Source organism: Phyllobacterium sp. 01N428 (assembly GCF_056399405.1).
In genome coordinates, this window is the sequence record NZ_JBFTRH010000003.1 from 50,953 (window position 1) to 76,994 (window position 26,042).

At 60.1% G+C, this 26,042-nt stretch carries 20 protein-coding genes; 9 read left to right on the plus strand and 11 right to left on the minus strand.

From position 1 onward, the window contains the following. Window positions 1-17: 17 nt before the first annotated feature. Window positions 18-443, minus strand: a complete 426-nt coding sequence (locus tag AC1DNI_RS10295) for an Lrp/AsnC family transcriptional regulator (RefSeq protein ID WP_027232580.1) — start codon at window positions 441-443, stop codon at window positions 18-20. Window positions 444-613: 170 nt separating this feature from the next. Here AC1DNI_RS10295 and rocF point away from each other — a divergent pair, with 170 nt between their 5' ends. Next, entirely contained in the window at window positions 614-1,603 is a 990-nt protein-coding gene (gene rocF, locus AC1DNI_RS10300; protein ID WP_477691824.1) for an arginase, read from the plus strand. A 24-nt stretch (window positions 1,604-1,627) separates the two neighbouring features. Next, window positions 1,628-2,836, plus strand: coding sequence for an ornithine--oxo-acid transaminase (gene rocD / locus AC1DNI_RS10305; RefSeq protein ID WP_477691979.1), 1,209 nt, complete (start codon window positions 1,628-1,630; stop codon window positions 2,834-2,836). A 48-nt stretch (window positions 2,837-2,884) separates the two neighbouring features. Here the strand turns inward: rocD and AC1DNI_RS10310 are convergent, their stop codons facing one another. Genes AC1DNI_RS10310 through AC1DNI_RS10320 form a run of 3 tightly spaced genes read right to left on the minus strand, consistent with a single transcriptional unit; the run spans window position 2,885 to window position 9,047 of the window. Continuing rightward, complete coding sequence (locus tag AC1DNI_RS10310; protein ID WP_477691825.1) at window positions 2,885-5,329, minus strand: GcvT family protein; 2,445 nt, start codon at window positions 5,327-5,329, stop codon at window positions 2,885-2,887. Beyond that, window positions 5,326-7,773, minus strand: a complete 2,448-nt coding sequence (locus AC1DNI_RS10315; protein WP_477691826.1) for a GcvT family protein — start codon at window positions 7,771-7,773, stop codon at window positions 5,326-5,328. Before AC1DNI_RS10315 ends, AC1DNI_RS10310 begins: the two co-directional genes overlap by 4 nt. A 41-nt stretch (window positions 7,774-7,814) precedes the next feature. Continuing rightward, window positions 7,815-9,047, minus strand: a complete 1,233-nt coding sequence (locus tag AC1DNI_RS10320; protein ID WP_477691827.1) for an aromatic ring-hydroxylating oxygenase subunit alpha — start codon at window positions 9,045-9,047, stop codon at window positions 7,815-7,817. A 154-nt stretch (window positions 9,048-9,201) separates the two neighbouring features. Between AC1DNI_RS10320 and AC1DNI_RS10325 the strand changes: the two genes are divergently transcribed. Continuing rightward, window positions 9,202-10,110, plus strand: a complete 909-nt coding sequence (locus tag AC1DNI_RS10325; RefSeq protein WP_477691828.1) for a LysR substrate-binding domain-containing protein — start codon at window positions 9,202-9,204, stop codon at window positions 10,108-10,110. Here AC1DNI_RS10325 and AC1DNI_RS10330 read toward each other — a convergent pair. Together AC1DNI_RS10330 and AC1DNI_RS10335 are read right to left on the minus strand one after the other, a co-directional pair. Next, a complete protein-coding gene (locus tag AC1DNI_RS10330) occupies window positions 10,097-10,588 on the minus strand; it encodes a thioesterase family protein (protein WP_477691829.1) in 492 nt (163 codons plus the stop codon). The two genes, AC1DNI_RS10325 and AC1DNI_RS10330, sit on opposite strands and share 14 nt — an antisense overlap. 109 nt (window positions 10,589-10,697) lie before the next feature. Beyond that, complete coding sequence (locus AC1DNI_RS10335) at window positions 10,698-11,681, minus strand: GlxA family transcriptional regulator (protein WP_477691830.1); 984 nt, start codon at window positions 11,679-11,681, stop codon at window positions 10,698-10,700. A gap of 77 nt (window positions 11,682-11,758) precedes the next feature. Between AC1DNI_RS10335 and AC1DNI_RS10340 the strand changes: the two genes are divergently transcribed. Genes AC1DNI_RS10340 through AC1DNI_RS10365 form a run of 6 tightly spaced genes read left to right on the plus strand, consistent with a single transcriptional unit; the run spans window position 11,759 to window position 18,718 of the window. Then, window positions 11,759-12,664: a beta-keto acid cleavage family enzyme gene (locus tag AC1DNI_RS10340; protein ID WP_027232572.1), complete on the plus strand. Its 906-nt coding sequence runs from the start codon at window positions 11,759-11,761 to the stop codon at window positions 12,662-12,664. A 4-nt stretch (window positions 12,665-12,668) separates the two neighbouring features. After that, window positions 12,669-13,733: a carnitine 3-dehydrogenase gene (locus AC1DNI_RS10345; protein WP_477691831.1), complete on the plus strand. Its 1,065-nt coding sequence runs from the start codon at window positions 12,669-12,671 to the stop codon at window positions 13,731-13,733. A gap of 5 nt (window positions 13,734-13,738) precedes the next feature. Beyond that, on the plus strand, window positions 13,739-14,902 hold the full coding sequence (locus tag AC1DNI_RS10350) for an acyl-CoA dehydrogenase family protein (protein ID WP_477691832.1): 1,164 nt from the start codon (window positions 13,739-13,741) through the stop codon (window positions 14,900-14,902). A gap of 11 nt (window positions 14,903-14,913) precedes the next feature. After that, entirely contained in the window at window positions 14,914-16,992 is a 2,079-nt protein-coding gene (locus AC1DNI_RS10355) for an acetate--CoA ligase family protein (protein WP_477691833.1), read from the plus strand. Then, window positions 16,989-17,771: a carnitinyl-CoA dehydratase gene (locus AC1DNI_RS10360; RefSeq protein ID WP_153667542.1), complete on the plus strand. Its 783-nt coding sequence runs from the start codon at window positions 16,989-16,991 to the stop codon at window positions 17,769-17,771. The genes AC1DNI_RS10355 and AC1DNI_RS10360 overlap by 4 nt, the downstream gene beginning before the upstream one ends. After that, window positions 17,768-18,718, plus strand: coding sequence for an alpha/beta hydrolase (locus AC1DNI_RS10365; RefSeq protein ID WP_477691834.1), 951 nt, complete (start codon window positions 17,768-17,770; stop codon window positions 18,716-18,718). The genes AC1DNI_RS10360 and AC1DNI_RS10365 overlap by 4 nt, the downstream gene beginning before the upstream one ends. A 5-nt stretch (window positions 18,719-18,723) precedes the next feature. On the opposite strand, the gene AC1DNI_RS10370 is transcribed toward AC1DNI_RS10365, so the two are convergent. From AC1DNI_RS10370 to AC1DNI_RS10390, 5 genes are all read right to left on the minus strand, one after another. After that, window positions 18,724-20,385: an ABC transporter ATP-binding protein gene (locus AC1DNI_RS10370; RefSeq protein WP_477691835.1), complete on the minus strand. Its 1,662-nt coding sequence runs from the start codon at window positions 20,383-20,385 to the stop codon at window positions 18,724-18,726. Next, window positions 20,378-21,205, minus strand: coding sequence for an ABC transporter permease (locus tag AC1DNI_RS10375; protein ID WP_027232565.1), 828 nt, complete (start codon window positions 21,203-21,205; stop codon window positions 20,378-20,380). The genes AC1DNI_RS10370 and AC1DNI_RS10375 overlap by 8 nt, the downstream gene beginning before the upstream one ends. A 9-nt stretch (window positions 21,206-21,214) precedes the next feature. Beyond that, the gene (locus AC1DNI_RS10380; RefSeq protein WP_477691836.1) at window positions 21,215-22,174 is read right to left on the minus strand and encodes an ABC transporter permease; all 960 of its coding nucleotides are present in this window, start codon (window positions 22,172-22,174) and stop codon (window positions 21,215-21,217) included. 14 nt (window positions 22,175-22,188) lie between these two features. Then, a complete protein-coding gene (locus tag AC1DNI_RS10385) occupies window positions 22,189-23,778 on the minus strand; it encodes an ABC transporter substrate-binding protein (protein ID WP_027232563.1) in 1,590 nt (529 codons plus the stop codon). Window positions 23,779-23,898: 120 nt separating this feature from the next. Further along, the gene (locus AC1DNI_RS10390; protein WP_477691837.1) at window positions 23,899-25,902 is read right to left on the minus strand and encodes a CocE/NonD family hydrolase; all 2,004 of its coding nucleotides are present in this window, start codon (window positions 25,900-25,902) and stop codon (window positions 23,899-23,901) included. Window positions 25,903-26,042: the final 140 nt, after the last annotated feature.

Consider the following 26,042-nt stretch of genomic DNA (forward strand, 5'->3'; position numbering starts at 1 on the left):
CCCTTCAACCTTTGAGATTATCCGCTCTTGCGGGTCGATAAAAGAATACTTGTCTCTGTCGAGGTGATTCCGTCAATATGACGGATGTCGCGAAGCGTGCGGTCGAATGCCTCCAGCGTCTCCACCTCGATTTCAGCGACGATATCCCACCGGCCGTTCGTTGTGTGCAAGGCGCGAATCTCCGGGAAGCCCTGCAGGCGGCGGATCACCTTCTCGGCACCCTGTCCCGCTACCTCGATCATCGCCACGGCGCGCACCCCGTAAATGCCGGCGCCGGCCTTGAGCGTGACGGTGAAGCCCTGAATCGTTCCATCGGTGGTCAGCTTGTCGATGCGCGTGCGTACAGTAGCGCGCGATATGCCGAGCACGGTCGCCATCGACGAGACAGGCAAGCGGCAATCATCGCGCAGCAGCGACAGCAATTTGCGGTCTACGTCGTCCATTTAGCTCTCACTTTGCGTAACGGTCTTGAGCAAAATGCTCAATTCCTTGCGCATTTCTATCAAGATGCCGTCTATTTGTCACCGCGCCGAAATGCCAAAATCATTGCGGGACATAATATTCTCTTTCATTTCGGAACGAGACCATCCAAACGCGAAAGTGGCGGTTGTTTATGAACATGCACAGCAATTTTGAGGACACGCACAAGCAGAAGCTGACGATCATCGGTGCGCCAATCGAGGAAGGCGCGGGTCGCCTTGGCGCGCTCATGGGACCGGCGGCCTTGCGCACTGCCGGACTCGTCCGCACGCTTGAGGAATTCGGTCATCCTGTTGAGGATCGCGGCGATCTTCGACTGCCTCCGGTCTTGCCCGTGGTTCCAGCCGTGGATGGCCTCGCCCACCATATCGAGCGCATTGCCGCCTGGTCGCGCATGCTCAGCAGCGAAACCTATGACGCAATGACTAAGGGGACGTTCCCGATCACTCTCGGCGGCGATCACAGCCTTTCCATGGGCTCGGTGAGCGGCGTTGCCCGCTACTGCGAGGAACATGGCCGCGAACTCTTCGTGTTGTGGCTGGACGCCCATTCCGATTTCAATACGCCCGCCACCTCGCCTTCCGGCAACATGCACGGCATGTCGGCGGCACTCCTTTGCGGCGAACCTGGCCTCGAAGGCGTTTTCGGCGAAGAGCCGCGCGGTTTCGTCAAGCCAGAGAATTTGCACCTCTTCGGCATACGCTCGATTGATGCAACGGAGCGCGTCCTGTTGCGCGAACGCGGAATCGATGTCGTCGACATGCGCCGCATCGATGAATTCGGGGTTGCCAAGCTGATGCGCCGCATCATCGAGCGTGTGCAGAAGGCCAATGGTATCCTGCATGTCAGCTTCGACGTCGACTTCATTGACCCGACCCTTGCTCCGGGCGTCGGCACCACCGTGCCCGGCGGGGCCACGTTCCGCGAAGCGCATCTGGTCATGGAACTTCTGCACGATTCCGGCGTCGTCGGCTCTCTCGACGTGGTCGAACTCAACCCATTCCTCGACGAGCGCGGCCGAAGCGCGCTGCTGCTCGTCGATCTCGTTGCCAGCCTGTTCGGCCGGCAGATCTTTGACAAGCCAAACCTTGCTGACCAGAGCGCCGGCGCGCTCAGCATTTGATTTTGGCATTAGGAGGACATTTTGCTGCACACAGCCGCTGATCTGATTTCAACAGAATCCCGTCTCGGGGCCCATAACTACAAGCCGCTCGACGTGGTGCTGGAACGCGGTGAAGGCGTTCACGTCTGGGACATCGAGGGCAATCGCTATCTCGATTGCCTCTCCGCCTATTCCGCCGTCAACCAGGGCCATTGCCATCCGAAGATCCTCAAGGCGATGACCGAGCAGGCGTCGAAACTGACGCTGACGTCCCGCGCCTTCCGCAACGATCAGTTGGCATTGTTCTATGAAGAACTTGCTGCCCTTACCGGCTCGCACAAGATTCTGCCGATGAACAGTGGTGCCGAAGCCGTCGAAACCGCGATCAAGGCCGTGCGCAAGTGGGGCTACGAGGTCAAGGGCGTTCCGGAGAATGCCGCAGAGATCATCGTCTGCTCCGACAATTTCCACGGCCGTACCATGGGGATCGTCGGCTTCAGCACCGACCCTTCCGCCCGTGACAACTTCGGTCCCTTCGCCCCGGGCTTCAAGGTCGTACCCTTCGGCGATATCGACGCTTTCACTGCAGCGCTCAGCCCCAATACGGTCGGCTTCCTAGTCGAGCCGATCCAGGGCGAAGCCGGTGTCCTCATCCCGCCGAAAGGTTATTTCACCAAGGTGCGGGAATTGTGCACCGACAACAATGTCACGCTCATCCTCGACGAAATCCAGACAGGCCTCGGGCGCACCGGCGCGTTGCTGGCCGAGGAGCACGAGGGCATAGAGGCGGATGTGACGCTGATCGGCAAGGCGCTTTCCGGCGGCTTTTATCCGGTCTCGGCTGTCCTGTCGAACAGCGATGTGCTCGGCGTTCTCAAGCCGGGACAACATGGCAGCACGTTCGGCGGCAATCCGCTCGCCTGCGCCATTGCCCGTGCGGCGCTACGCGTTCTCACGGAAGAGAACATGATCGAAAACTCCCGCAAGGAGGGAGAATACTTCCTCGAACAGCTCAAGGGCATTCGCAGCAATATCGTGCGGGAAGTGCGCGGTCGTGGCCTGATGCTTGCGATCGAGCTCAATCCGGAAGCAGGCGGCGCCAATCGCTTTTGCTACGAACTCAAGGAACGCGGCATCCTCGCAAAGGATACGCACGGCCACACGATCCGCATCGCGCCGCCGCTCGTCATCAAGCGCGACCAGGTCGACTGGGCACTCGAACAGTTCGACGCCGTTCTCACCAGCATGAATTGATGGCTGCGAGGTGCGTGGTTGATGCAACCATGCGCCTCTCTTCTCAGCCTACATCCGGACGCGCTCAGCCTTCGGATCGTACATCGGCTTCAGCGAAGCCTCCGCCTTCACGCGCTCGCCGGCAATCTCGATCTCATATGCGGAAGCCAGGACCTCGTCCGGGCTCTCGCCTTCACTTGGAACGTAGCCAAGGCCGATCGCACCGCCGAGATGGTGGCCGTAATTGCCGGACGTTATGGTTCCGACAATGTTGCCGTCGCGAATAATGGCTTCGTTGTGGAACAGTAACGGTTCGGGATCGCTTAGCCTGAACTGCACCAAGCGGCGATTGAGGCCCTTGTCCTTCTTGCGAAGCACCGCTTCCCGGCCGATGAAATCGCCTTTGTCGGCCTTGACGGCAAAGCCCAGGCCCGCCTCGAGGACATGATCCTCGTCGGTGATGTCATGGCCGAAATGCCGGAACGCTTTCTCGATGCGGCAGGAATCGAGCGTGTGGAGGCCGCAGAGCTTCAGACCGAGATCTTGGCCGGCCTCTTCGATGGCTTCGAAGACATGCGCCGTCTGATCCGTCGAAACATAAAGTTCCCAACCGAGTTCACCGACGTAAGTCACGCGATGCGCCCGCGCCAACCCCATGCCGATCTCTATCTCGCGCGCCGTACCGAAAGGATTGGCCTCGTTGGAAAAGTCATTCGGGCTGATTTTCGTGATCAGTTCGCGCGCCTTTGGTCCCATGAGGCAAAGCACCGATTCCGCTGCCGTCACATCGGTTATGACGACAAACTCATCGTCAAGATGCTTGCGCATCCATGCGAGATCGCGCTGCAGGGTTGCGCCCGGCACAACCGCAAAGAACGCGGTCTCCGAAAGCCGAGTAATCGTAAGATCGCTCTCGATGCCACCGCGATTATTCAACATCTGCGTATAAACGATGCGGCCCGGCTCTACGTCGAGCTGGTTGGCACAGAGCCTTTGCAGGAAAGCCAGGGCATCGCGCCCCTCGATCCTGATCTTGCCGAACGACGTCATATCGAAGAGGCCGACGCCATTGCGCACGGCGAGATGCTCGTCACGCTGGTTGTCGAACCAGTTCTGCCGCTTCCAGGAATAGCGATATTCCGGTTCCTGGCCTTCGCGGGCAAACCAGTTGGCACGTTCCCAGCCGGCGACCTCGCCAAAGACCGCACCGCGCTGCTTCAAATGCTCATGGATCGGCGAGCGCCTAACATTGCGCGACGTTGCCATCTGCCGGTACGGAAAATGGTCGGCGTAGAGCAGCCCAAGCGTTTCGGAGACACGCTCCTTCAGGTATCGCCGGTTCTTCTGGAACGGCTGCGCCCGGCGGATATCGACCTCCCAGAGGTCGAACGGCGCCTCGCCGTCGTGGATCCACTGCGCCAGCGCCATGCCAGCCCCGCCCGATGACACGATGCCGATGGAATTATAGCCCGCGGCAACCCAATAGCCGCCAAGTTCCGGTGCTTCGCCGAGATAGTAACGATCGTCGGGAGTGAAACTTTCCGGACCATTGAAGAACGTATGAATGCCTGCCGTCCCGAGCATGGGCATGCGGTTGACGCCCATTTCGAGGATGGGTTCGAAGTGTTCGAAATCCTCCGGCAATTGATCGAAGCAGAAATCTTCGGAAATGCCGTTCATGCCCCACGGCTTGGCGACCGGCTCGAACGCGCCAAGCATCATCTTGCCGGCGTCTTCCTTGTAATAGGCGCATTCATCGGGGACGCGCAGCACCGGTAGCCGACCAAGCCCTTCGATCGCCTCCGTCACCAGGTAAAAGTGCTCGCAGGCGTGGAGCGGTACAGTCACACCCGACGTGGCGGCGAGATCGCGTGCCCACATGCCGGCGCAGTTGATCACGACATCGGTTTCAATCGTGCCTTGCTCATCCCCTTTCGACCAGGAAACACCAGCGACACGGCCATTCTTCTTCACAACGTTGGTCACCTTCACGTTCTCTACGATCCTCGCGCCGCGCTGGCGTGCACCCTTGGCAAGCGCCATGGCGATATTGGCCGGATCGCACTGACCGTCGAGCGGCAGGTGCACCGCTCCGACGACATCCTCGACATTAAGATGCGGATACATTTCCTTGACTTCTCTGGGAGAAATCTCCCGCACATCCACATCGAAGGCGCGGGCGAGCGATGCTTGCCGGTAGATCTCGTGCTTGCGCTCCTCGGTGAGCGCGACCGTGATCGAGCCGACCTGCCGCATACCGGTCGCGACTTCAGTTTCGGCTTCAAGCTTTACGTAGAGGTCGGCCGAGTACTTTGCGAGGCGTGTCATATTCTGCGATGCACGCAACTGACCGATCAGACCGGCGGCGTGCCATGTTGTGCCCGACGTCAGTTGCTTGCGTTCGAGGAGAACGATGTCGGTCCAGCCGAGTTTCGCCAGATGATAGGCAACGGAGCAGCCCGATACGCCGCCGCCGATGATGACGGCCCGTGCCTTGGTGGGAAGCGAACTCATGCGCGGATTCTTTCGTTCTTGGGATCCCAGAGGGGTTGGTCAGGATGCACAATAGCCTTGCGGCGCTCGCCGAAGATTTCGACTTCGATCTCGGTGCCGGGCTCGGTCAGTTCTGTCTTGAGCATGCCGAGCGCGATCGACTTGTCGATGCGGTGGCCCCAACCGCCGGACGTCGTCTCGCCGACAATATTTCCGTTGTGCCAGAGGGTCGACATATAGGGCGCATCGCAATCGCCGGCATCGACGGTCAACGTGACAAAGCGTTTGTCGACGCCGCGCTGCTTTTCGCTTTCAAGCGCAGCCTTGCCGAGGAAGTTGGGCTTTTCCCATTTGACAAATCGTTCGAGCCCGCTTTGCAGCGGCGTATAGTCCGTCGAAAGATCGCCTTTCCAGGCGCGATAACCTTTCTCGAGCCGCAGCGAGTCGAGCGCGAACATGCCGAAGGGCTTGATCCCATATTTCTGCCCGGCCTCCCAGATCGCGTCGAAGATCGCCGCGGTGTCAGCAACTTTCGTGTGCACCTCCCAGCCGAGTTCCCCAGCGAACGACACGCGCACCAGCTGGCAGTACCGTCCGGCAATCTGCGTCGACTGGTGCGACAGCCAGGGCCGGTCGAGTTCGGCGTCGCACACATCCTTGAAGAGGTCCCGCGCCTTCGGACCGGTGACGATCTGGCAGGAGAACTGCTCGGTCACATTGTCGATGCTGATTGCGTTTCCCGCGGGCAGGTGTTTGACGAGCCAGTCGCGATCATGCCACTCCGCAACAGCCGCCGTGATAAGGAAGAAGAGATTTTCGTCGATTGCCATGATCGACATTTCCGTGACGACGCGGCCCTTGTCGTCGGCGAAATAGGCAAGGCCGATCCGGCCGGGCTTGGGGACGATGCCGGTTATAAGCGTCGCGAGCCATTCGCGCGCGCCCTCGCCGCTCACGCGAAAACGCGTGAAACCAGGCAGATCGAGGATTCCGACTGCATCGCGAACCGCGTGGCATTCCTCGCGACTACGCTCGTGCCAAGGTCCATTGCGCGAGAAGGTCTGGGTCGCTTCCTCGGATGTGTCGTCACCGGGCCTCGCATACCAGTTCGCGCGTTCCCAGCCGTTGTAAGCCCCGAATTGACCGCCGAGCCTGGCGATACGGTCATGGAGCGGCGAGAGCTTCTTGTTGCGGCCCGCCGGCCAGGTGTGGCGCGGAAAATGGATCGCATATTCGTGGCCATAGACTTCGAGTCCCTTGGCAACGCAATAATCGGGATCGGTGAAACCGGTGAAGCGGCGCGGATCGCATGACCACATGTCCCACTCGGTGGCGCCTTCCGTCACCCATTCGGCAAGCACCTTACCGGCGCCGCCCGCCTGGGCGATGCCGAATGTAAAGACGCAAGCCTCGAAGGCATTGGGAACGCCCGGCATCGGCCCGATCAGCGGATTGCCATCCGGCGCATAGGGGATGGGGCCGTTGATGATCTTGGAAAGGCCGGCAGTGCCGAGGATCGGCACCCGGGCAATGGCATCGTTCAAATACCAGTCGAGACGTTCAAGATCGTCCGGAAAGAGCTGGAACGAGAAATCGTCAGGCATCGGATCATCCGGCGTCGCCCAATGCGCGCGGCAGTTTCGCTCATAGGGCCCGAGATTCATGCCGTTCTTTTCCTGGCGCAGATAATAGGACGAATCGACGTCGCGCAGCAGCGGCAGCTTGTGGCCATTCTCGCGCGTCCAGGCGGCGATCTCGGGAATTTCGTCGAATAGCAGATATTGATGGCTCATGACCATCATCGGCACGTCACGGCCAAACAGCTTGCCGATTTCCTGCGCGCGGTAGCCGGCGGCGTTGACGACATATTCGCAGCGGATCTCACCCTGCGGTGTCGCGATCACCCACTCGTCCTTGTCGCGGCGCGCACCCGTCACGGGGCAGAAGCGGATGATCTTCGCGCCCATGTCACGCGCGCCCTTTGCAAGCGCTTGCGTCAGCTGCGCCGGATCGATGTCACCGTCGTTCGGATCGTAGAGTGCGCCGGCAAGTTCATGCGTCGCGATGAACGGATAGCGACCGTTGATCTCATCGACGCCGAGCACATCGATATCCATGCCCTGATAACGGCCCATGCTCTTGACGCGTTCGAACTCGCGCATGCGCTCCTTGCTATGGGCAAGGCGCAGAGAGCCGGTCACATGATAGTTCATGGGATAATCGACTTCGGCGGCCAGATTGCGATAAAGCTGCGCCGAATAGCGCTGCATGTTCATGACCGACCACGAAGCCGAGAAGGTTGGAACGTTGCCGGCGGCATGCCATGTCGAACCCGAGGTCAATTCATTCTTTTCGAGCAGGACGCAATCGGTCCAGCCGGCCTTGGCGAGGTGATAAAGCGCGGAAACGCCGACCGCTCCGCCACCGATGATGACGACGCGCGCCGACGTTGGAAACTCAGACATGTAAATTCTCCCGTGGTCTCATGCCATTTTCGGGGCCGGGTTCAAGCCCGGCCGATTTCATCGAGGTACCACTGGATGTACCGCAACTCGTTATATTCCATTGGCGCGATCGGGCCCGACACGAAATAGTTCGACCGCACGCCCCGCGCCGTATGTTCGATGATGGTCTTGTCCTCGGCTGTCGTCACTTTCCACAGCCAGGTCAGCTTTTCGAGATCGTAGTCCTTGCCTTCCTCGGCGTCGCCGCGCACCAGCCAGATCAGTTCCATCTCGCAGGTATCGACCGTCTTCGGGATGAAGCGGTAAATCATTCCATGATCGGGATAGCAGACGAGGAAGCTGGTGCCGCCGAGGTGAATGGAGGTCACGCCGCCATCGAACTCGGTGAAGCGGCCCATGAGCGGCGCAACGGGTGATCCGTCTTCGCTGCCGCTCTTGACGCCGTCGTAGAGCGCATAGCGGAACGTGTGGATCGCTTCCTTGCCCTGCGCGGAATTCTGCCAGTTGTCACCGGTCGCAATGTCTATACCGAGCGCGCAGGTGCGCTGCTCCATCTTGGCATTGAGTTCGACGATCTTCTCCGCCGGCTGTTCGAGCGCATGGGTCTGCGAGTATTCCGGATGCGCCGGACCGCAGTGGTAGCATTCCACATAGTTCTCGACTGCAAGCTTCCAGTTGGCATCGACGGTATAGGTTTCGCGATACGCCACCTTGGCGTCGCCCCAGCCATATTGACCGCAGGTGGTGCGCAGCGACTGCTCGATGATCGAGAAGTCCAGAGGTTCGTCGGCAAAGCAGATGAAAATCAGGCCATCCGCAACGCGGACATGCAGCTTCTTGAGACCGTGCGCCGTCCGGTCGAAGTCGCGCGGCATCAGGCGCGCGGCGCGAAGGCTGCCGTCATTGGCATAGGTCCAGGCATGATAGGGGCAGACGAAGAATCGGGCGTTGCCCTTCTGCTTGGTGCAAACCTCCGCCCCGCGATGGCGGCAGACATTCAGGAACGCATGGATTGAACCATCTTCGGTGCGCGAAACGATGATCGCTTCGGCGTCGATCTTGAACAATTCGAAATCACCCGGGTTCGGAATGATGCTGGCATGGCCGATGCAATGCCAATGACGCCGAAAGACCCTCTCCATATCACGGACATAGACGTCCGGATCCATGTAGAAGGCGCGCACGAGGCCATGCCCTGGTCGATGATCGGCCACCAGACGATCAATCTTGTCCAGAGCCGGTGCAAGTTCTGCAAAAGCCTGTTCCGCCGCCATTTCATTCTCCGAAAAAGATTGTTTCTGGACGCTTATTGTTTCTCAGGTGCGTCGCAGTTTAGAATGATTCCGCATTGAGCGGCATTCAAGCGATGGTTGCTCATAAAGACATGAATTATTCTCACGCATCTGAGTTCGACAAGGTTTCTCCGCCATGATGTCCAAACCCCGGATACCCCCGCTCGGCTCCTTGCGGGCATTCGAGGCATCGGCGCGGCTGCTGAGCTTCCGTCTGGCAGGCGATGAACTTGGGGTCACGCAGTCGGCGATAAGCCACCGCATCTCGGAACTCGAGACGATCCTCGGGGTCAAGCTTTTCGAGCGGCTGCCGCGGGGCGTTTCGCTTACCGACGCCGGTACGCTCTACTACCCCTACATGCGCGATGCCTTCGAGAAGATCGCGCGTGGCAGCGCGCTGATCAATCGGCTCGGCACGACGGACGATCTTGCGATCGAAACCTACTCGACCTTCGCCATACGCTGGCTCATCCCGCGCCTTTCCGATTTCCGCAAGGTCAATTCCAATCTGGCCATCCGCATCGGCACCAGCCAGCTCGATTGGGAGCTCAACATCGACAGTTCCGATATCGGCATCATCCATACGACGCGGCCGGAGCGGCTCAATCTGCACTACCGGTTGCTGGCCAAGGCGGAGATGTTTCCGGTCTGCAATCCGCAGGTGGCGGCGCGCATGGGTGGAGGAGACGCCAAGGCATTGAGCAATGTACCGCGCCTTGCACTCTATACCTCGCCGGAAGATTGGGGGACATGGCTCGAGGCTGCGAACATCGCCGATACGGGCCGCGCTGTCACATTGAAATTCGACACCTACCTCGCCGCCTTGCAATCGGCCCTAGACGGCCAGGGCGTGTGCGTTGCACCGGATTTCCTGGTCGCTGACGACCTCAAGGCCGGGCGCCTCGTCGCGCCGTTCGCGCTGAGGGTGCCGCAGCCCGGCGCATGGTACATGATCTGCCGCAAGGAGCGGGTCGGCGAGGCCAGAATCCGACAATTCGAACGCTGGCTCGTCGAACAATTCGGCGGCGAACCTATTTCTTCTTGATGCCGATCGCCCGGCCGACGCGATCCGGCACCGGCAGCTGGGCGTGTTCCTTCATATAAAACTCAAGCTTGGGCAGCACGTCTTCCGGAAACGGCGTCACTTTCGGTCCGCTCATGTCGACATGCAGCGAGAGCACCTCGCACGTTGCCGCAACCCAGCCATCCTTATGGATGATTTCGAGATAAGTGTGCAGTCGCTTGCTGTCATAATCGATAAGCTGGTTGGTTACAGTCACGACATCATCAAGGTGGAGCTCCTGCACGTAGCAGATGTGCACCTCGGCCGTGTAGATCGTCAGCTTCCGCTCGGCCGCGTATGTCGGGCCAAAACCGAGCTCAGAAAGGAATTCGTCGCCGCCCCTGTCAAAGACGACATTGTAATAAGCCATGTTGAGATGGCCGTTATAGTCGATCCATTCCTTCTCGATCGGGATGGGCGCCGAATGATAGAGTTCAGCGTCTCGATTGGTTGCTAACATGTTATGGTCCTCGTTCTTGGCGAGCCGACGCCTGTCGATCGCTGGATTTGAAACATGGGTGCCTCGCCTTCCGCTGTGCCAAAAGCGACGAGCCATGGCGGTTCCCGCATCAATGGTTCGGCCGGAAAGCGCTTGGCGGCTTACCCTCGAAACGCCTGAATGTCCGTGTGAATGCAGCAGCCGAGGAAAATCCTGTCCGCGCAGCGATATCCGCCAGCGGCGATTTCGTGTCGGTAATGAGCCGCCGCGCCACCTTGAGCCGCAAGCGCAGATAGTATCGTCCGGGCCCCTCGCCGACCGCTTTTGCGAAGATTTTCTCAAGGCTGCGCGCGCTGAGCCCACAACGCCGGGCGATGGCGCCGACTGTCAGGGGCGCATCGATATGAGCTTCCATGAGGCGGATCGCGCCCGCAAGCTTAGGATGAACATCGTCGAGCCGTCCAAGCGAAACCAGCGGCTGCGCATCGCTCGACGTATGCGCCTCGTCATAGATGAAGACGCTGGCGACATCGAGAGCGACCGACATGCCATAGCGCGAGCGAATCAAATGCAGCATCAGGTCGAAGGTCGGCGAGGCGCCGCCACTGGTGAAGACAGGACCGTCGATGACATAGCGGTCGGGCTTGATATCGGATTCCGGGAACTCCGCCGTAAACTCCTCCATGTCCTCCCAGTGGGTGGTCGCCTTGCGCCCGGCGAGAAGACCGGCACGGCCAAGCAGCCAGGACCCTGCCTCGATGCCGCCGATCATCTGATAGTGATGGACGGCACGCCGCAGGTTGGCGGTAAAGGTCGTGCGCGCAATGTCAGAGGTACCAAAACCACCGATAACCAATAACATATCGCCTTTTACGGAAGCATCGAATGAACCAGAAACCGCAATCGGCAAACCGCATGTCATCATGGCCGGCTCGCCGTCCAGCGAGACGATTCGCCATTTGAAGAGTATGCTTCCGGAGACGCGGTTGGCCGCGCGCATCGGATCGATTGTCGATGCAACACACATAAGCGAAGCGCCGCTGAAAACGAGGACGGTCACATCCAGCGGTTTGGTGTCGGGCAAAAAGACTGGCGAAGTTTCGCTTTTCATCAATTTCAATTCGTATATCGCAAAGCATCGCTTGGCAATCGGGGCATGATCACGGCAACGAAAAATATGGGAGCAGAGCTATGGGACTTACCCCCAATCGCGAAGTATTCATCACCTGTGCCGTGACCGGCGCGGGCGATACGACAGGTCGTTCCGACAAGGTGCCGGTCACGCCGCGCCAGATCGCCGACGAGTGCATTGCCGCAGCCAATGCCGGCGCTGCAATCGCTCACATCCATGTGCGAGATCCGAAGACCGGCAAGGGTTCTCGCGATGTCGCGCTCTATACCGAGGTCGTCGAGCACATCAAGGCGTCGGGCGTCGACATGGTCTTGAACCTGACCGCCGGCATGGGGGGCGACCTGACGCTCGGCAGCGTCGAGCAGCCAATGCCGCCCTCCGCGATCGGCACCGACATGGCGGGCGCGACCGAGCGCCTCGAACACGTCGCCAAGCTTCGTCCGGAAATCTGCACGCTCGACTGCGGCACGATGAACTTCGGCGAAGGCGACTACGTCATGACCAATACGCCGGCGATGCTGAAGGCAATGGCGGCGCAGATAACGGCACTCGGCGTTCGCCCCGAGGTTGAAATCTTCGATACCGGCCACCTGCTTCTCGCCAAGTGGCTCTATGACCAGAAGCTGCTTGAAGATCCGGTCATGGTCCAGCTCTGCATGGGCATTCCATGGGGCGCCCCCGACGATATCAATACGCTTTTGGCCCTCACCAACAATCTGCCAAAAAACTGGACCTTCTCCGCTTTCTCGATCGGCCGCAACCAGATGCCCTATGCGGCGATGGCCATGCTTGCCGGCGGCAATATCCGTGTCGGTCTTGAAGACAATATCTGGCTCGACAAGGGCGTGCTTGCCACCAACGGCCCGCTGGTCGAGCGGGCAGTAAAGGTTGCCGAAGGCATCGGCGCAAAGATTCTTGGACCGAACGACGTCCGCGAGCGCATGAAACTCACAAAGGGCTGGTGATAGAATGGCTGGAATTCGCAAGGCTGCGGCGGTTGGCGGCGGCGTAATTGGTGCGGGCTGGGTGGCGCGCCTTCTTCTCAACGGCATCGACGTTTCGATCTACGATCCGGATCCCGAGGCTGAGCGCAAAGTCAGCGAGGTGATGAAGAATTCTCGCCGCGCCTATAAGACCATGGTGCCGGACGGCTTGCCGAAGGAAGGAAAGCTGACATTCGCCAAATCCATAAAGGAAGCCGTCGACGGCGCTGACTTCATTCAGGAAAGCGTTCCCGAACGGCTCGAACTGAAGCACAAGGTACTTGCCGAGATCGACAAGCATGCCGCGACGGATGCTATTGTCGGTTCATCCACCTCGGGCATTCTCCCGTCCGACATGCAGACCGCGATGAAGCACCCGGAGCGTCTTGTCGTCGGGCATCCCTATAACCCGGTCTATCTGCTGCCGCTCGTCGAAATCGTCGGCGGCAAGCTGACCTCTCCAGACGCTATCGAAAAAGCGCGCGAACTCTATGCCTCCATCGGCATGAAGCCTGTGGTCATCCGCAAGGAGATCGAGGCTTTCGTCGGCGATCGCCTGCTCGAGGCGGTCTGGCGCGAGTCGCTTTGGCTGATCAAGGACGACATTACCACCGTCGAGGAACTCGACGATATCATGCGCTATTCATTCGGCATTCGCTGGGCGCAGATGGGCATGTTCCAGGTCTATCGCGTCGCCGGCGGCGAAGCGGGCATGCGCCACTTCATCGCCCAGTTCGGTCCGTGCCTGTCCTGGCCGTGGACCAAGCTCATGGACGTGCCCGAACTTACCGAAGAACTTGTGGACAAGATCGCCAACCAGTCGGATGAGCAGGCGCACGGCCTTTCGATCCGCGAACTCGAACGCATCCGCGACGACAATCTCGTGGCGATCATGGAAGCGCTGTCGCGCCAGAACAAGGGCAAGGGCTGGGGCGCGGGCGCCCTCTACAAGGATTATACGAAGCGCCTCTCGAAGCTCGCCCAGAAGCCGGCGACCTCCAAGGCCGCCGAGAAGGCCAGAGCCAACAAGCCCAAGAAAAAGAAGGACTAACGCACATGGATTTCGGTCTTTCGGAGGAGCAAAGGCTGATCGTCGAAACGACGCGCGCCTTTGTCGAGAACGAACTCTACCCGCACGAAGCGGAGGTGGAACGCACGGGCGTCTTGCGCAAGGAACTCGCTGACGAGCTCAAGCAGAAGGCGATGGAAGCCGGACTTTATGCAGCCAACATGCCCGCGGAAGTCGGCGGCGCGGGGCTCGATACCGTCACCTGGCTGCTCTACGAAAAGGAACTCGGCCGCGCCAATTATGCGCTGCACTGGACCTGCGTCGGGCGCCCGTCGAATATCCTGCTTGCAGGCACCGATGCGCAGAAAGAGAAATACCTCTACCCCTGCATTCGCGGCGAAAAGTCCGACTGCCTGGCCATGACCGAACCCGGCGCGGGCTCGGACTTGCGCGGCATGAAGGCGACCGCTGTCGAAAAGGGCGGCGACTGGGTCGTCAATGGCACCAAACATTTCATCAGCCATGCGCTCGAAGCTGATTTCGTCATACTCTTTGTTGCATCGGGCGAAGAAGAGACGCCGCGCGGCAAAAAGAAGAAAATCACCGCCTTCTTCGTGGACAAGGGCCATCCCGGCATGACGATCCGCGAAGGCTACCGCAATGTCTCGCATCGCGGCTATACCAATGCCATCGTTGAATTCGACGATTGCCGCCTGCCGCAGGATGCGATCCTCGGCGAAGTTCACAAAGGCTTCGAGGTCGCCAACACCTGGCTTGGCGCAACCCGCTTGCAGGTTGCGGCGACGTGCCTTGGCCGCGCTGAACGTGCGCTCGGCCACGCCATTGAATATGCTGCCCAGCGCCAACAGTTCGGCCAGCAGATCGGCAAGTTCCAGGGCGTTTCGTTCAAGCTCGCCGACATGGCGACGGAGCTCAAGGCGGCGGACCTTCTAACCTTCGAAGCCGGCTGGAAATTCGACCAGGGTACAGTGACCGACCAGGACATGGCGATGGCCAAGCTGAAGGCGACCGAGACGCTTGCCTTCGTCGCCGACGAGGCGATCCAGATTCACGGCGGCATGGGCCTTATGGATGACCTGCCGCTCGAACGCATCTGGCGCGATGCCCGCGTTGAGCGCATCTGGGAAGGCACGTCCGAGATCCAGCGGCACATCATCTCGCGTGCCCTGCTCCGCCCGCATGGCGCATAACGGAGCATTGCATGGCATCGCATAAGCTCGACCGGCTGCTTCGGCCAAAATCCATTGCTGTCTTCGGTGGCCTCCAGGCCATCGAAGTCATCAAGCAATCACAGAAAATGGGGTTTACCGGCGAGATTTGGCCGGTCCATCCCAAGCATGACGAGATCCTCGGCCTCAAGGTCTATCGCTCGGTAGCCGATCTTCCCGGAAGTCCTGATGCCGCCTTTGTTGGCGTCAACCGTTTCGTCACGCTCGATATCGTGCGGCAGTTGCGCGACGCCGGCGCTGGCGTCGCGGTCTGCTATGCCTCGGGCTTCCTTGAAGCCGGCGCGGATGATGCCGATGGCGCACGCTTGCAAGAGGAGCTCGTTGAAGCGGCAGGCGACATGCCGATCATCGGACCGAACTGCTACGGCCTTATCAATTATTGCGACGGCGCCCTGCTGTGGCCGGACCAGCACGGCGGCCGCCGGCTTGGTTCTAACGAGCGCGGCGTTGCGATCATCACGCAATCGTCCAACATCGCCATCAACATGACGATGCAGAACCGCGGATTGCCGATCGCCCACGTCATGACCGCGGGCAACCAGGCGCAGACCGGCCTTCCCGACATGGCGATCGCACTTCTCGAAGACGACCGCGTGACTGCGCTCGGTCTGCATATCGAAGCATTCCAGTCGGCGCCGAAATTCGAGGCTCTGGCAAAACGGGCGCGCGAACTCGGCAAGCCGATTGTCGCCATGAAGGTCGGCCGGTCGGCGCAGGCACGCGCGGCGACGGTCTCGCACACGGCATCGCTAGCAGGGTCGGACGCTGCATCCGACGCGTTCCTGAAACGGCTCGGCATAGCCCGCGTCAACTCGATCGCCTCGTTCCTCGAAACGTTGAAGTTCCTCCACGTCCATGGCCCTCTCGATGGCAACACACTGTGCTCGATGAGCTGTTCAGGCGGCGAGGCATCGGTGATGGCAGACAGCGCCGAGGGCCGCTCGGTGGAATTTCCGGCGCTCACGCCGGAACACAGGGCGCGCGTCAAGGCAACGCTCGGGCCACTCGTCGCCGTGGCGAACCCGCTCGACTATCATACTTTCATCTGGAACAACGAACCGGCCCTGACAGAGACCTTCACCGCCATGGTTTCCGGCGGCTTCGCCTTAAGCTGCCTCGTTCTTGATTTTCCGCGCAAGGATCGCTGCTCGGACGTGGATTGGTGGTCGACGGTGCGCGGCTTCGAAAGTGCGCTCAAGACCAATCGCGCCAAGGGAGCGATTGTAGCGTCGTTGCCCGAAAACATTCCCGAAGAATACATGGCCGGGCTGATGGAAAGCGGGATCGCGCCTCTTTGCGGCATCACCGAAGCGTTCGACGCCGCCGAGGCCGCCGCGTTCATCGGCCGTGCCTGGAAGCGTAACGCTTCCGCACCCGTCGCAGCACCTGGCAGTTCAAACGCTTACGAACCCGCCACTCCCGATGAGGCGGACGCCAAGGCGCTGTTGCGCAGGCTGGAACTCCCCGTGCCGGAGGGTCGCCGTTGCCAGACAGCCGATGAGGCAGTCCTTATCGCCAACGGTCTCGGCTATCCGGTTGCCTTGAAGGCGCTCGGCATCGCCCACAAATCCGAGCATAATGCGGTGCGCCTGAACCTTAAAAGCAGCGATGAAGTTCGAAGCGCGGCGAATGACCTTGCCGGCCTTGGAACAGGACTTTACGTGGAGCGCATGGTAACGGGTGCTGTCGCCGAACTCATTGTCGGCATAGTCGATGATCCGCAGTTCGGCCCGGTCATGACGCTTGGAACCGGCGGCGTTCTCGTCGAACTGCTGCAGGATACGGCGACGTTGCTGCTCCCACCGAGCCGTGAAGATATCGAGGCGGCACTGCGTTCGCTCCGCATGTTCCCGCTACTCGACGGCTATCGCGGCAGGAAGGCGGCGGATCTTGATGCCGCGATTGATGCCATAGCGGCAATTGCCACGTTTGCCGTGAAGAATGCAGGCCGCATAGCCGAGCTGGATGTCAATCCGCTGCTCGTCTGCGGCAAGGGAGACGGCGCGTGGATTGCCGATGCGCTGCTGGTCACAAAGGGAGAGCTGAATTGAACGACGTTATAAGGACAAGGCGCGAGGGCGGCATTCTCGAGGTCACGCTCGACCGCCCGAAGGCGAATGCGATCGATCTGATCACGAGCCGCCTCATGGGCGAAACGTTCAGAGAATTCCGCGACGATCCCGAATTGCGCGTCGCCATCGTCCAGACCGCCGGAGACAAGTTTTTCTGCGCCGGCTGGGACCTGAAGGCAGCTGCAGGCGGTGACGCCGTCGACGGCGACTATGGGGTCGGCGGTTTCGGTGGTCTGCAGGAGTTGCGCGACCTGAACAAGCCGGTCATCGCCGCGGTCAACGGCATGGCCGTCGGCGGTGGTTTCGAACTCGCGCTTTCCTGCGACATGATCCTCGCATCCGATCATTCGAGCTTCGCCCTGCCCGAAATTCGCGCCGGTACCCTGGCCGACGCCGCGACGGTCAAATTGCCCAAGCGCATTCCCTATCACGTCGCGATGGACCTGCTTCTGACCGGTCGCTGGATGGATGTCGCCGAGGCGCATCGCTGGGGTCTCGTCAACGAGGTTCTGCCCAAGGACAAGCTGATGGAGCGTGTTTGGGAGATCGCCCGCCTCCTCGAAAGCGGTCCACCGCTCGTTTTCGCCGCGATCAAGGAAGTCGCCCGCGAAGCAGAGAACATGACATTCCAGCAGGCAATGAATATGATCACCAAGCGGAAGTTCCGCACGGTCGATATCCTCTATGCCTCGGAAGACGGACAGGAAGGATTCAAGGCCTTTGCCGAGAAGCGTGAACCTGTCTGGAAGGGTAGATGAGCACAGACTATTCCGTCCTGATCGATAAAGAGACCTGGGCGTTCATCGACAGGACCAACAGTTTCTATCCCCCGGACGCGATAGACCTGACTATCGAAGAGCAGCGCGGCGTCTATAACACGATGTGCCGCGCATTCTTTGCCGGCTATCCACAGGCAGTGTCATCGATGGATGCGTTCATCGATGCGCGCGACCACCGTATACCGGTCCGTGTCTATGACAAAAGCGGCTCAAAGCCCGAAGCTGTCTGCCTCTATTTCCACGGTGGCGGCTTCGTCGTCGGCGGGCTCGACAGCCATGATGACGTTTGCGCCGAGATTTGTGATGGAACGGGCTTTCGCATCGTGTCGGTCGATTATCGCCTCGCACCCGAGCACCTGCACCCCACGGCGTTCCGCGACTGCCTCGCAGCCTTCGAACACGTGGCCGCCACCTCGGATCTTCCAATTATTATTTGCGGAGACAGCGCCGGCGGCAATCTGGCGGCAGCCGTCACCCATCACGTCCGCAGCCATGACCGCGCACCGATCGGCCAGGTTCTCATCTATCCGGGGCTCGGTGGCGCGACCGATCAGGGCTCGTATCTCACTCACGCCGAAGCGCCGATGCTGTCGACCCGTGATACCGTCTACTACGCCAATATTCGTGGCGGCGGCTTCAACTGGTCCACTGATCCGCGTTTCTCGCCCCTCAACGATCCGGATTTTGGCGGGTTGCCGCCGACAATTGTCATTTCCGCCGAATGCGATCCGCTCTCGGACGATGGCCGGCACTACCGCGACAAGATTCTCGCAGCTGGCGGCAAGGCTATCTGGAACAATGAGCCGGGCCTGATCCACGCTTATTTGCGCGCCCGCCACAGTGTCGAGCGGGCGCGGTCAAGCTTCCGGCGGATCGTCACCGCCGTGCATCTGCTCGGGCAAGGCCGCTGGCCCGGCCAGCTTTGATTCATCTAATTCCCGGCGCTCGCCATGCGCCGGTTCTTCATGGCGCCTTCGAGCCAGCCAAGCTCCATTTCCGGCACCGACGACAGCAGCAGATCCGTATAGGCGTCGAAAGGCGGCTTCAGCACCTCAGTCTTCGGACCGTAGCGCACCACTTCGCCGCGATACATGACTGCGATCGCATCGGCGATGGATTTTACCACGGCAAGATCGTGGGTGATGAAGATATAGGCGACGTTCTCGTCCTTCTGCAGATCGAGCAGAAGCTTGAGGATGCCGTCCGCCACCAGCGGATCGAGCGCGCTCGTCACCTCGTCGCAGATGATAAGCTTGGGCTTGGCGGCAAGCGCGCGCGCGATGCAGACACGCTGCTTCTGTCCGCCTGACAGCTCGGCCGGGTAGCGATCGGCAAAGCCCGTCCCCATCTCGATCTTGTCGAGCAGTTCGCGAACACGAGCGTCGCGCTCCTTTCCTCTCATGCCGAAATAGAATTCGAGCGGACGGCCGATAATCGTGCCGATGGTCTGGCGCGGGTTCATCGCGACATCCGCCATCTGGTAAATCATCTGCAACTCGCGCAGATCGTTGCGCGTGCGGTTGGCGAGGCGCGGCGACAGTGTGCGCCCGTTGAACGTGATGCTGCCTTCCATCGGCGGCAACAGCCCGGTGATGGCCCGAGCCAGCGTCGACTTGCCAGAACCGGACTCGCCGACGACGGCCAGCGTCTGGCCGAGATGGACGTCGACGGTAACGTTCTTGAGCACCTTGACCAGTCCGCCCCCATAGGCCGCGGTAATGTTGTTGACCGCCAGCACCGGCGCATCGTTCGGGTTCTTCTGCTCGTGCGGAATGTGGTGCACGGAAACAAGCTGGTTGGTATATTGCTGGCGCGGCTCCTTGATGATCTGGCGTGTATCGCCATATTCGACGAGCTTGCCATGGCGCAGCACCATGATGTCGTCGGCGACCTGTGCCACGACAGCAAGATCATGCGTGATATAGAGCGCGGCGACATTGGTGTCGTGAATGGCCTCCTTGATCGATGCCAGCACATCGATCTGGGTGGTCACGTCCAGCGCCGTCGTCGGTTCATCGAAGACGATGAGGTCGGGCTCCGAGCACAATGCCATGGCAGTCATGGCGCGTTGCAGCTGGCCGCCGGATACCTGATGGGGAAAACGCTGACCGAAGGTCTCGGGATTCGGAAGTCCAAGCTTCTTGAACAAGCCAATCGCACGCTTCTCGGCTTCTGCCCTCGAACAAATGCGGTGCAGAAGCGCAGCTTCTATGACCTGTTCCATGAGCTTGCGGGCGGGATTGAAAGAGGCGGCAGCCGACTGTGCGACGTAACAGACCTCCTTGCCACGGACCTGGCGCAACAGGCGCGGGCCGCCTTTGACAAGATCGCGGCCGTTGAGGATCACTTGCCCGCCAGTAATGCGCACGCCTCCCCGGCCATAGCACATGCTTGACAGGCCAATGGTGGATTTGCCGGCGCCGGACTCGCCGATAAGGCCGAGCACCTTGCCGCGCTCGAGCTTGACTGACACGTCGTCAACGATGACGACGTTGCGCGGCGGCTCACCGGGTGGGTAGCTGGTGGCCTCGATGCGCAGGTTCTGGATATCGAGCAGGAGACCGGTCTTGTCCTTCCTTGGTGCCTTAGCCATTGCGACCTCCCTTCAGACTTGTCGTCCGGTTCAATATCCAATCGGCAACGAGGTTGACCGAGATCGCGAGAACGGCAATCGCCGCTGCAGGAATAAGCGCCGCCGGCACGCCGAAGACGATGCCTTCCTTGTTTTCCTTGACCATGCCGCCCCAGTCGGCATCCGGCGGTTGCACGCCGAGGCCGAGGAAGGAAAGCGCCGACAGGAAAAGCACGGCAAAGATAAAGCGCAGCCCGAGTTCAGCGATAAGCGGGGTGAGCGCATTGGGCAGGATTTCGCGAAATATGATCCATACCCGGCCCTCACCGCGCAGCTTTGCGGCCTCGACAAAGTCCATGACGTTGATATCCACCGCGACGGCCCGCGCCAGTCGATAGACGCGGGTGGCGTCGAGCAGGCCCATGACGAAAATGAGCGTGACCACATTGGCAGGCAGGACCGAAAGCACGACGAGCGCAAAGATCAGCGTCGGAATTGCCATGATCAGATCGACAAAGCGTGACATGAGCTGGTCGAACCATCCGCCGACGACGGCGGCGGCGAATCCCAGCACCGATCCGAGAATAAAGGAAAGGGCCGTCGCCATGGCGGCAATGAAGATCGTGATGCGTGCACCGTAGATCATGCGCGACAGGAGATCACGGCCGAGATTATCGGTACCGAGCAGATACTTGGCCGACGAGGGCTCCCACACATCGCCTACCGTCTCGCCGACGGGATATGGCGCGACCCATGGAGCGAATATAGCCGCAAACAGGAACACGGCGGTAATGATGAGGCCGATCCATGCACTGATGGGAATAGCTTTGACGTTCAGCATGGCGCGCCCCTACTTCGGATGCCGGAGGCGGGGATTGGAAACAATCGCCACGATGTCAGCAATGATGTTCAAACTTATGTAGACGGCCGCGAAAACCAGCCCGCATGCCTGCACGACCGGAACGTCGCGCTTGGCCACGTGGTCGACAAGATACTGGCCCATGCCCGGATAAACAAAGATCACCTCGACCACGACGACGCCGACCACAAGAAATGCGAGGTTGAGCATCACGACGTTGACGATCGGCGCAATCGCATTGGGAAACGCATGCCGGGTAATGATCTGAAGCGGCGAAAGCCCCTTCAGTTCGGCCGTTTCTATATAGGCAGACTGCATGACGTTGAGGATTGCCGCGCGCGTCATGCGCATCATATGCGCGAGAACGACAAGCGTTAGCACTGTCACCGGCAAGGCAATCGCGCTCAGCCGCTCGCCGAGCGGCATGCCCTCATAGACGGTCGATACGCTCGGGAACCACTGCAGCCGCACCGCAACGAAATATATGAGCAGGTAGCCGGTGAAGAACTCGGGCAGCGAGGTCGAAGCGAGACCGAGGCCGGAGATCAACTTATCGACGAAGCCGTTGCGGTAACGCACCGCCAAGAGGCCGAGCATGATGGCAAGCGGAATGGACGCCACCGCCGCCCAGAATGCCAGGAACAGCGTATTCCATAGCCGCTCTTTCAGCGACGTCGCGATATCCTGTCCGCTGGAAAGTGCCGTCCCGAGATCGCCGGTCAGGATCCCGCCGAGCCAGCGCAGGTAGCGAATATAGGCAGGGTCGTTCAGACCCATGTCACGCCGCAGGTTTTCAAGCGCCTGCGGCGTGGCCGATTGGCCGAGGATGGATTGGGCCACGTCGCCCGGCAGGATTTGCGTGCCGGCAAAGATGAGCACCGAGACCGCAAGCAGGAGCAGAAGGCCCATCGCAATGCGCTGGGCCACCAGTTTCAGGACAGGTGCACTCATCCGCCCGCCGCCGATCAGGCGTTCAGCCAGCAGCGCGACAGAGCATAGCCGCCGCTCATCTCCTGATTGCCGTCCGGCACCCAGCCGCCGACCTTGGCGCTGGTCGCGTCAATGAAGTCGTTGAACATCGGCACGATGACACCGCCTTCATCGCGAACGATGATGGCCATGTCGCGGTACATCTGCTTGCGCTTGCCCTCATCGAGTTCGCCGCGCGCGGTGATCAGCATCTGGTCGAACTTGGGATTGAAGAAGCGCGTGTCGTTCCAGTCGGCCTTCGAATAGTAGGCCGTGGAATACATCTGGTCCTGTGTCGGACGTCCGCCCCAATAGGATTCCGAGAAGGGCTGCTTGTTCCAGACTTCCGACCAGTAGCCGTCGCCAGGCTCGCGCTTGACTTCGATCTTGATGCCGGCCTTTGCAGCGCTCTGCTGATAGAGCTGCGCCGCATCGACTGCGCCCGGGAAGGCGACATCGGATGTGCGCAGGAGAACGGTGCCGTCATGGCCGGACTTCTTGAAGTGGAACGCGGCCTTGTCCGGATCGTAGGTGCGCTGCTCGATATCATCGGAGAACAGCGGATAGGCCTTGTTGATCGGGAAGTCATTGCCGACGGAGCCGTAGCCGCGCAGAATCTTCTGCACCATCTCTTCGCGGTTCATGGCGTATTTCAGCGCAAGACGCAGGTCGACATTATCGAAAGGCGCCGTGTTGCAATGTGCAATGAACACGTAATGCCCCTTGCCGGCCACGTTCTGGATGGTCACGCCGGGTACGCGCTTGACGAGATCGACAATCTTCGGCTCGACGCGGTTGATCATGTGAACCTGTCCGGACTGAAGAGCCGCGGTACGGGCGGTCGCATCGTTGATAACGATGATTTCGATCTGGTCGGCATGGCCGCGCTTGTCGCCGTTCCAGTAGTTGGCGAACTTTTCGCCAATGTGACGTACGCCCGGCTGATCGGTGACGACCTTATATGGTCCCGTCCCGATACCTGCGGTGGGCTTGTCCTTGCCGCCGTTCGGCTGGATCATCAGGTGATAGTCGTCCATCAGGAACGGCAGGTCGGCGTTGGCTTCTTTCAATGTGAAAACAACCGTATCGCCGTCCTTCTTCACGTTCTCGATGCCGCCCATGATACCAAGGGCGCCCGACTTGGAGTTCGCGTCCGAGTGGCGTTCCATGGTGGCGACAACGTCGTCCGGCGTCATTTCCTTGCCGTCGTGGAACTGCACACCCTTGCGGATCTTGAAGGTCCATACCTTTGCGTCGTCCGATGAGCCCCACTCTTCGGCGAGTTTCGGCTCAAGCTTGCCATCGGGCTGAATCTCGACAAGCTGCTCGCCCCACTGGCGGCCGAACTTGTAGGGCACCTGGCTTTGCCAGGTCGCAGGGTCAAGACTGTCCGTGGATGCACCGCCCTGCATGCCCGCCTTGAGCGTGCCGCCCTTTACAGGCCCTTCGGCAAGTGCAGCACTGGACAAGAGGGAGTTGGCAAATACGGTCGTAACACCAAGTGCGGCTGCCCGGCCGAGAAAGTCGCGGCGGGAGATGTGACCGCGTGCGACCTTGCGGCTGAGATATTCGAGTTCTTTAGACATACCAGTTCCCCTTCTTGCTCCGGCGCAACGCGCCCGGATTGGTTTTTGTGATAATGTGACTTGATACCCGTGGATTACAACTGTTGATTGCTAAATAGTCCTCCCCGGCTCATTTGATATTCAAATGAAGCTTCGTTTGATCGTTTCCGCGAAGTCGTGCTCGAAGACGACATTGTCGTTTTCGTAAGCCTCGATACGCCCCGTCAGGTAGAAATTGTGTTGGTCCGATCGCATCGTCGTGTAGGTCTCGGTGCGCGTACGCCAATTATCGCGTCCGGAAATCTCGGTCCAATGCGTCGCGCCATAGGCCGATAACGGATCGTCAGGATGGATTTCCCAGCGCTCGCGCGCTACGCCGCCATGGATCAGCCCATGATCCTTGTCACGCGCCTCGCCAAAATCATCCTCGATCAGCAAGGTGATCTTGCCGCTTACCTGATCGTGTTCGATCGTCCGGCTATTTCCACCTTCGCGCAATGTTTCAATTTGCCATGGCGATGCGCCTTCCGGCTCGGGGAAAGTCCACTCGTCGCCGGTCGTAAGCGGGCGCGAGGGAATTGCCACGCTGCCAGCGTGGATGCTGAGGCTGACATGGGATGGCGACGGCCAGACAAGCGGCCAATAAGACGTCGAAACAGCCACGCGCAAGGTGTGCCCGGCCGGGACCCTATAGGCAATATCGTCGAGCTTGAAGGTAATTGTCACTTGCTCGCCGGGCACCAGTGGCTCGGCATTGTCATGGCCATGGCGATGACAGAGATTGAAGACGCCATAGGTGATGCGGGTCGATGCGCCATCCGCATGGACGTCACACAACCGCACCGCAACCATGGCCACCGGCTTGTTGCTCGAGAGCGTAAGCGTGATTTCCGGCGCTCCGACAATGTCGATTGCCTCGTCGAGGGACGTGTCATAGCAAAGCGAAAGCGCGTCGTCGCGGCGCTGGTCGCCGGGCATTTCCGGTCCGAGCCAGATCGCACAATATTCGCCGCTCATCATGCCGCAATCCTGCGGCGACGCGACCAGATGCGAAAAGCTTTCGCTCGCTTCCGGCGCCAGTGACCGGTCGCCCGCAAGGTGAAGCACCTTGCTGCCGATACGTTGCGAAGGCCACTCGTTTTCGGCAATCCAATAGCCGCTCCGTTCCGTGTACCAGCTTTTCGGACGAACCGAATCCATCAGGTAGCCACGGTACGCCGGATCGTTCTCGACGCCGGTATCGATATCCTTGAGCCAGCGATCCCACCAGCGCAGCGCCTCCTGCAGGAAGCCGATACGCGGTTCCGGCACGGCAAAGTGCGGGTATTTGTGTACCCACGGACCGATAATTCCTTTGACCGGCGCGGTTATACCTTCCATCAGGCGCGGCACGACGTTCTTATAGGCATCGCCCCAGCCGCCGATCGCCAAGGTCGCAGCCTTGATCGCCGAAAACTCCTCGCAGACGGAGCCACGCCGCCAATAGTCGTCGCGCGTCTGATGCTTGAGCCATACAGCTGGCAGGAACGGCTCGTTGTGCAGACGTTCCAGCCACATCTCCCGCCATTTTGCGCCGGCATGCGCCGGATCTGGCGGGCGCGAGGAATAGGCAAGCATTGTTGCGCCCCAGCCGAGATTCTCATTGAGCAGCAGGCCGCCCTTGTAATGGATATCATCGGCGAAGCGATCGTCGGTCGAGCACAACGTGATAATGGCCTTGAGCGGCTCGGGCTGGAGCGCTGCTACCTGCAACGAATTGAAGCCGCCCCAGGATATGCCCATCATGCCAACCTTGCCGGTCGACCATGGCTGCGCGGCGATCCAGTCGATCACCTCGCACGCGTCGGCAAGTTCCTGTTCGGAATATTCATCCTCCATGAGCCCTTCGGAATCGCCATTGCCGCGCATGTCGACACGCAGGCAGGCATAACCGTGGCCGGCAAAATACGGATGGGTGAGATTGTCGCGCGCCGTCGTTCCGTCACGCTTGCGATAGGGCAGGAATTCGAGAATGGCGGGAACCGGACTATCGTTGGCATTTTCCGGCATCCACACCCGCGCCGAGAGCCGGCAACCATCAGCCAGGACGATGCCCATATCGGCATGCTCGATGACATTATGAGGAAACGTTTCGACTGTCCGCATTATCGCCTTTCATCTCGCGCAGAGTTGAAAACAGACAATGCCCGCCGAAGGCGTGACGCCCGGCGAAAGCCAGAATCCCATTTTCTCGTCTTTGCGAGGTGTTCCTTTGCCCACACTATGCGCATCTGCTCGCGAGCAGG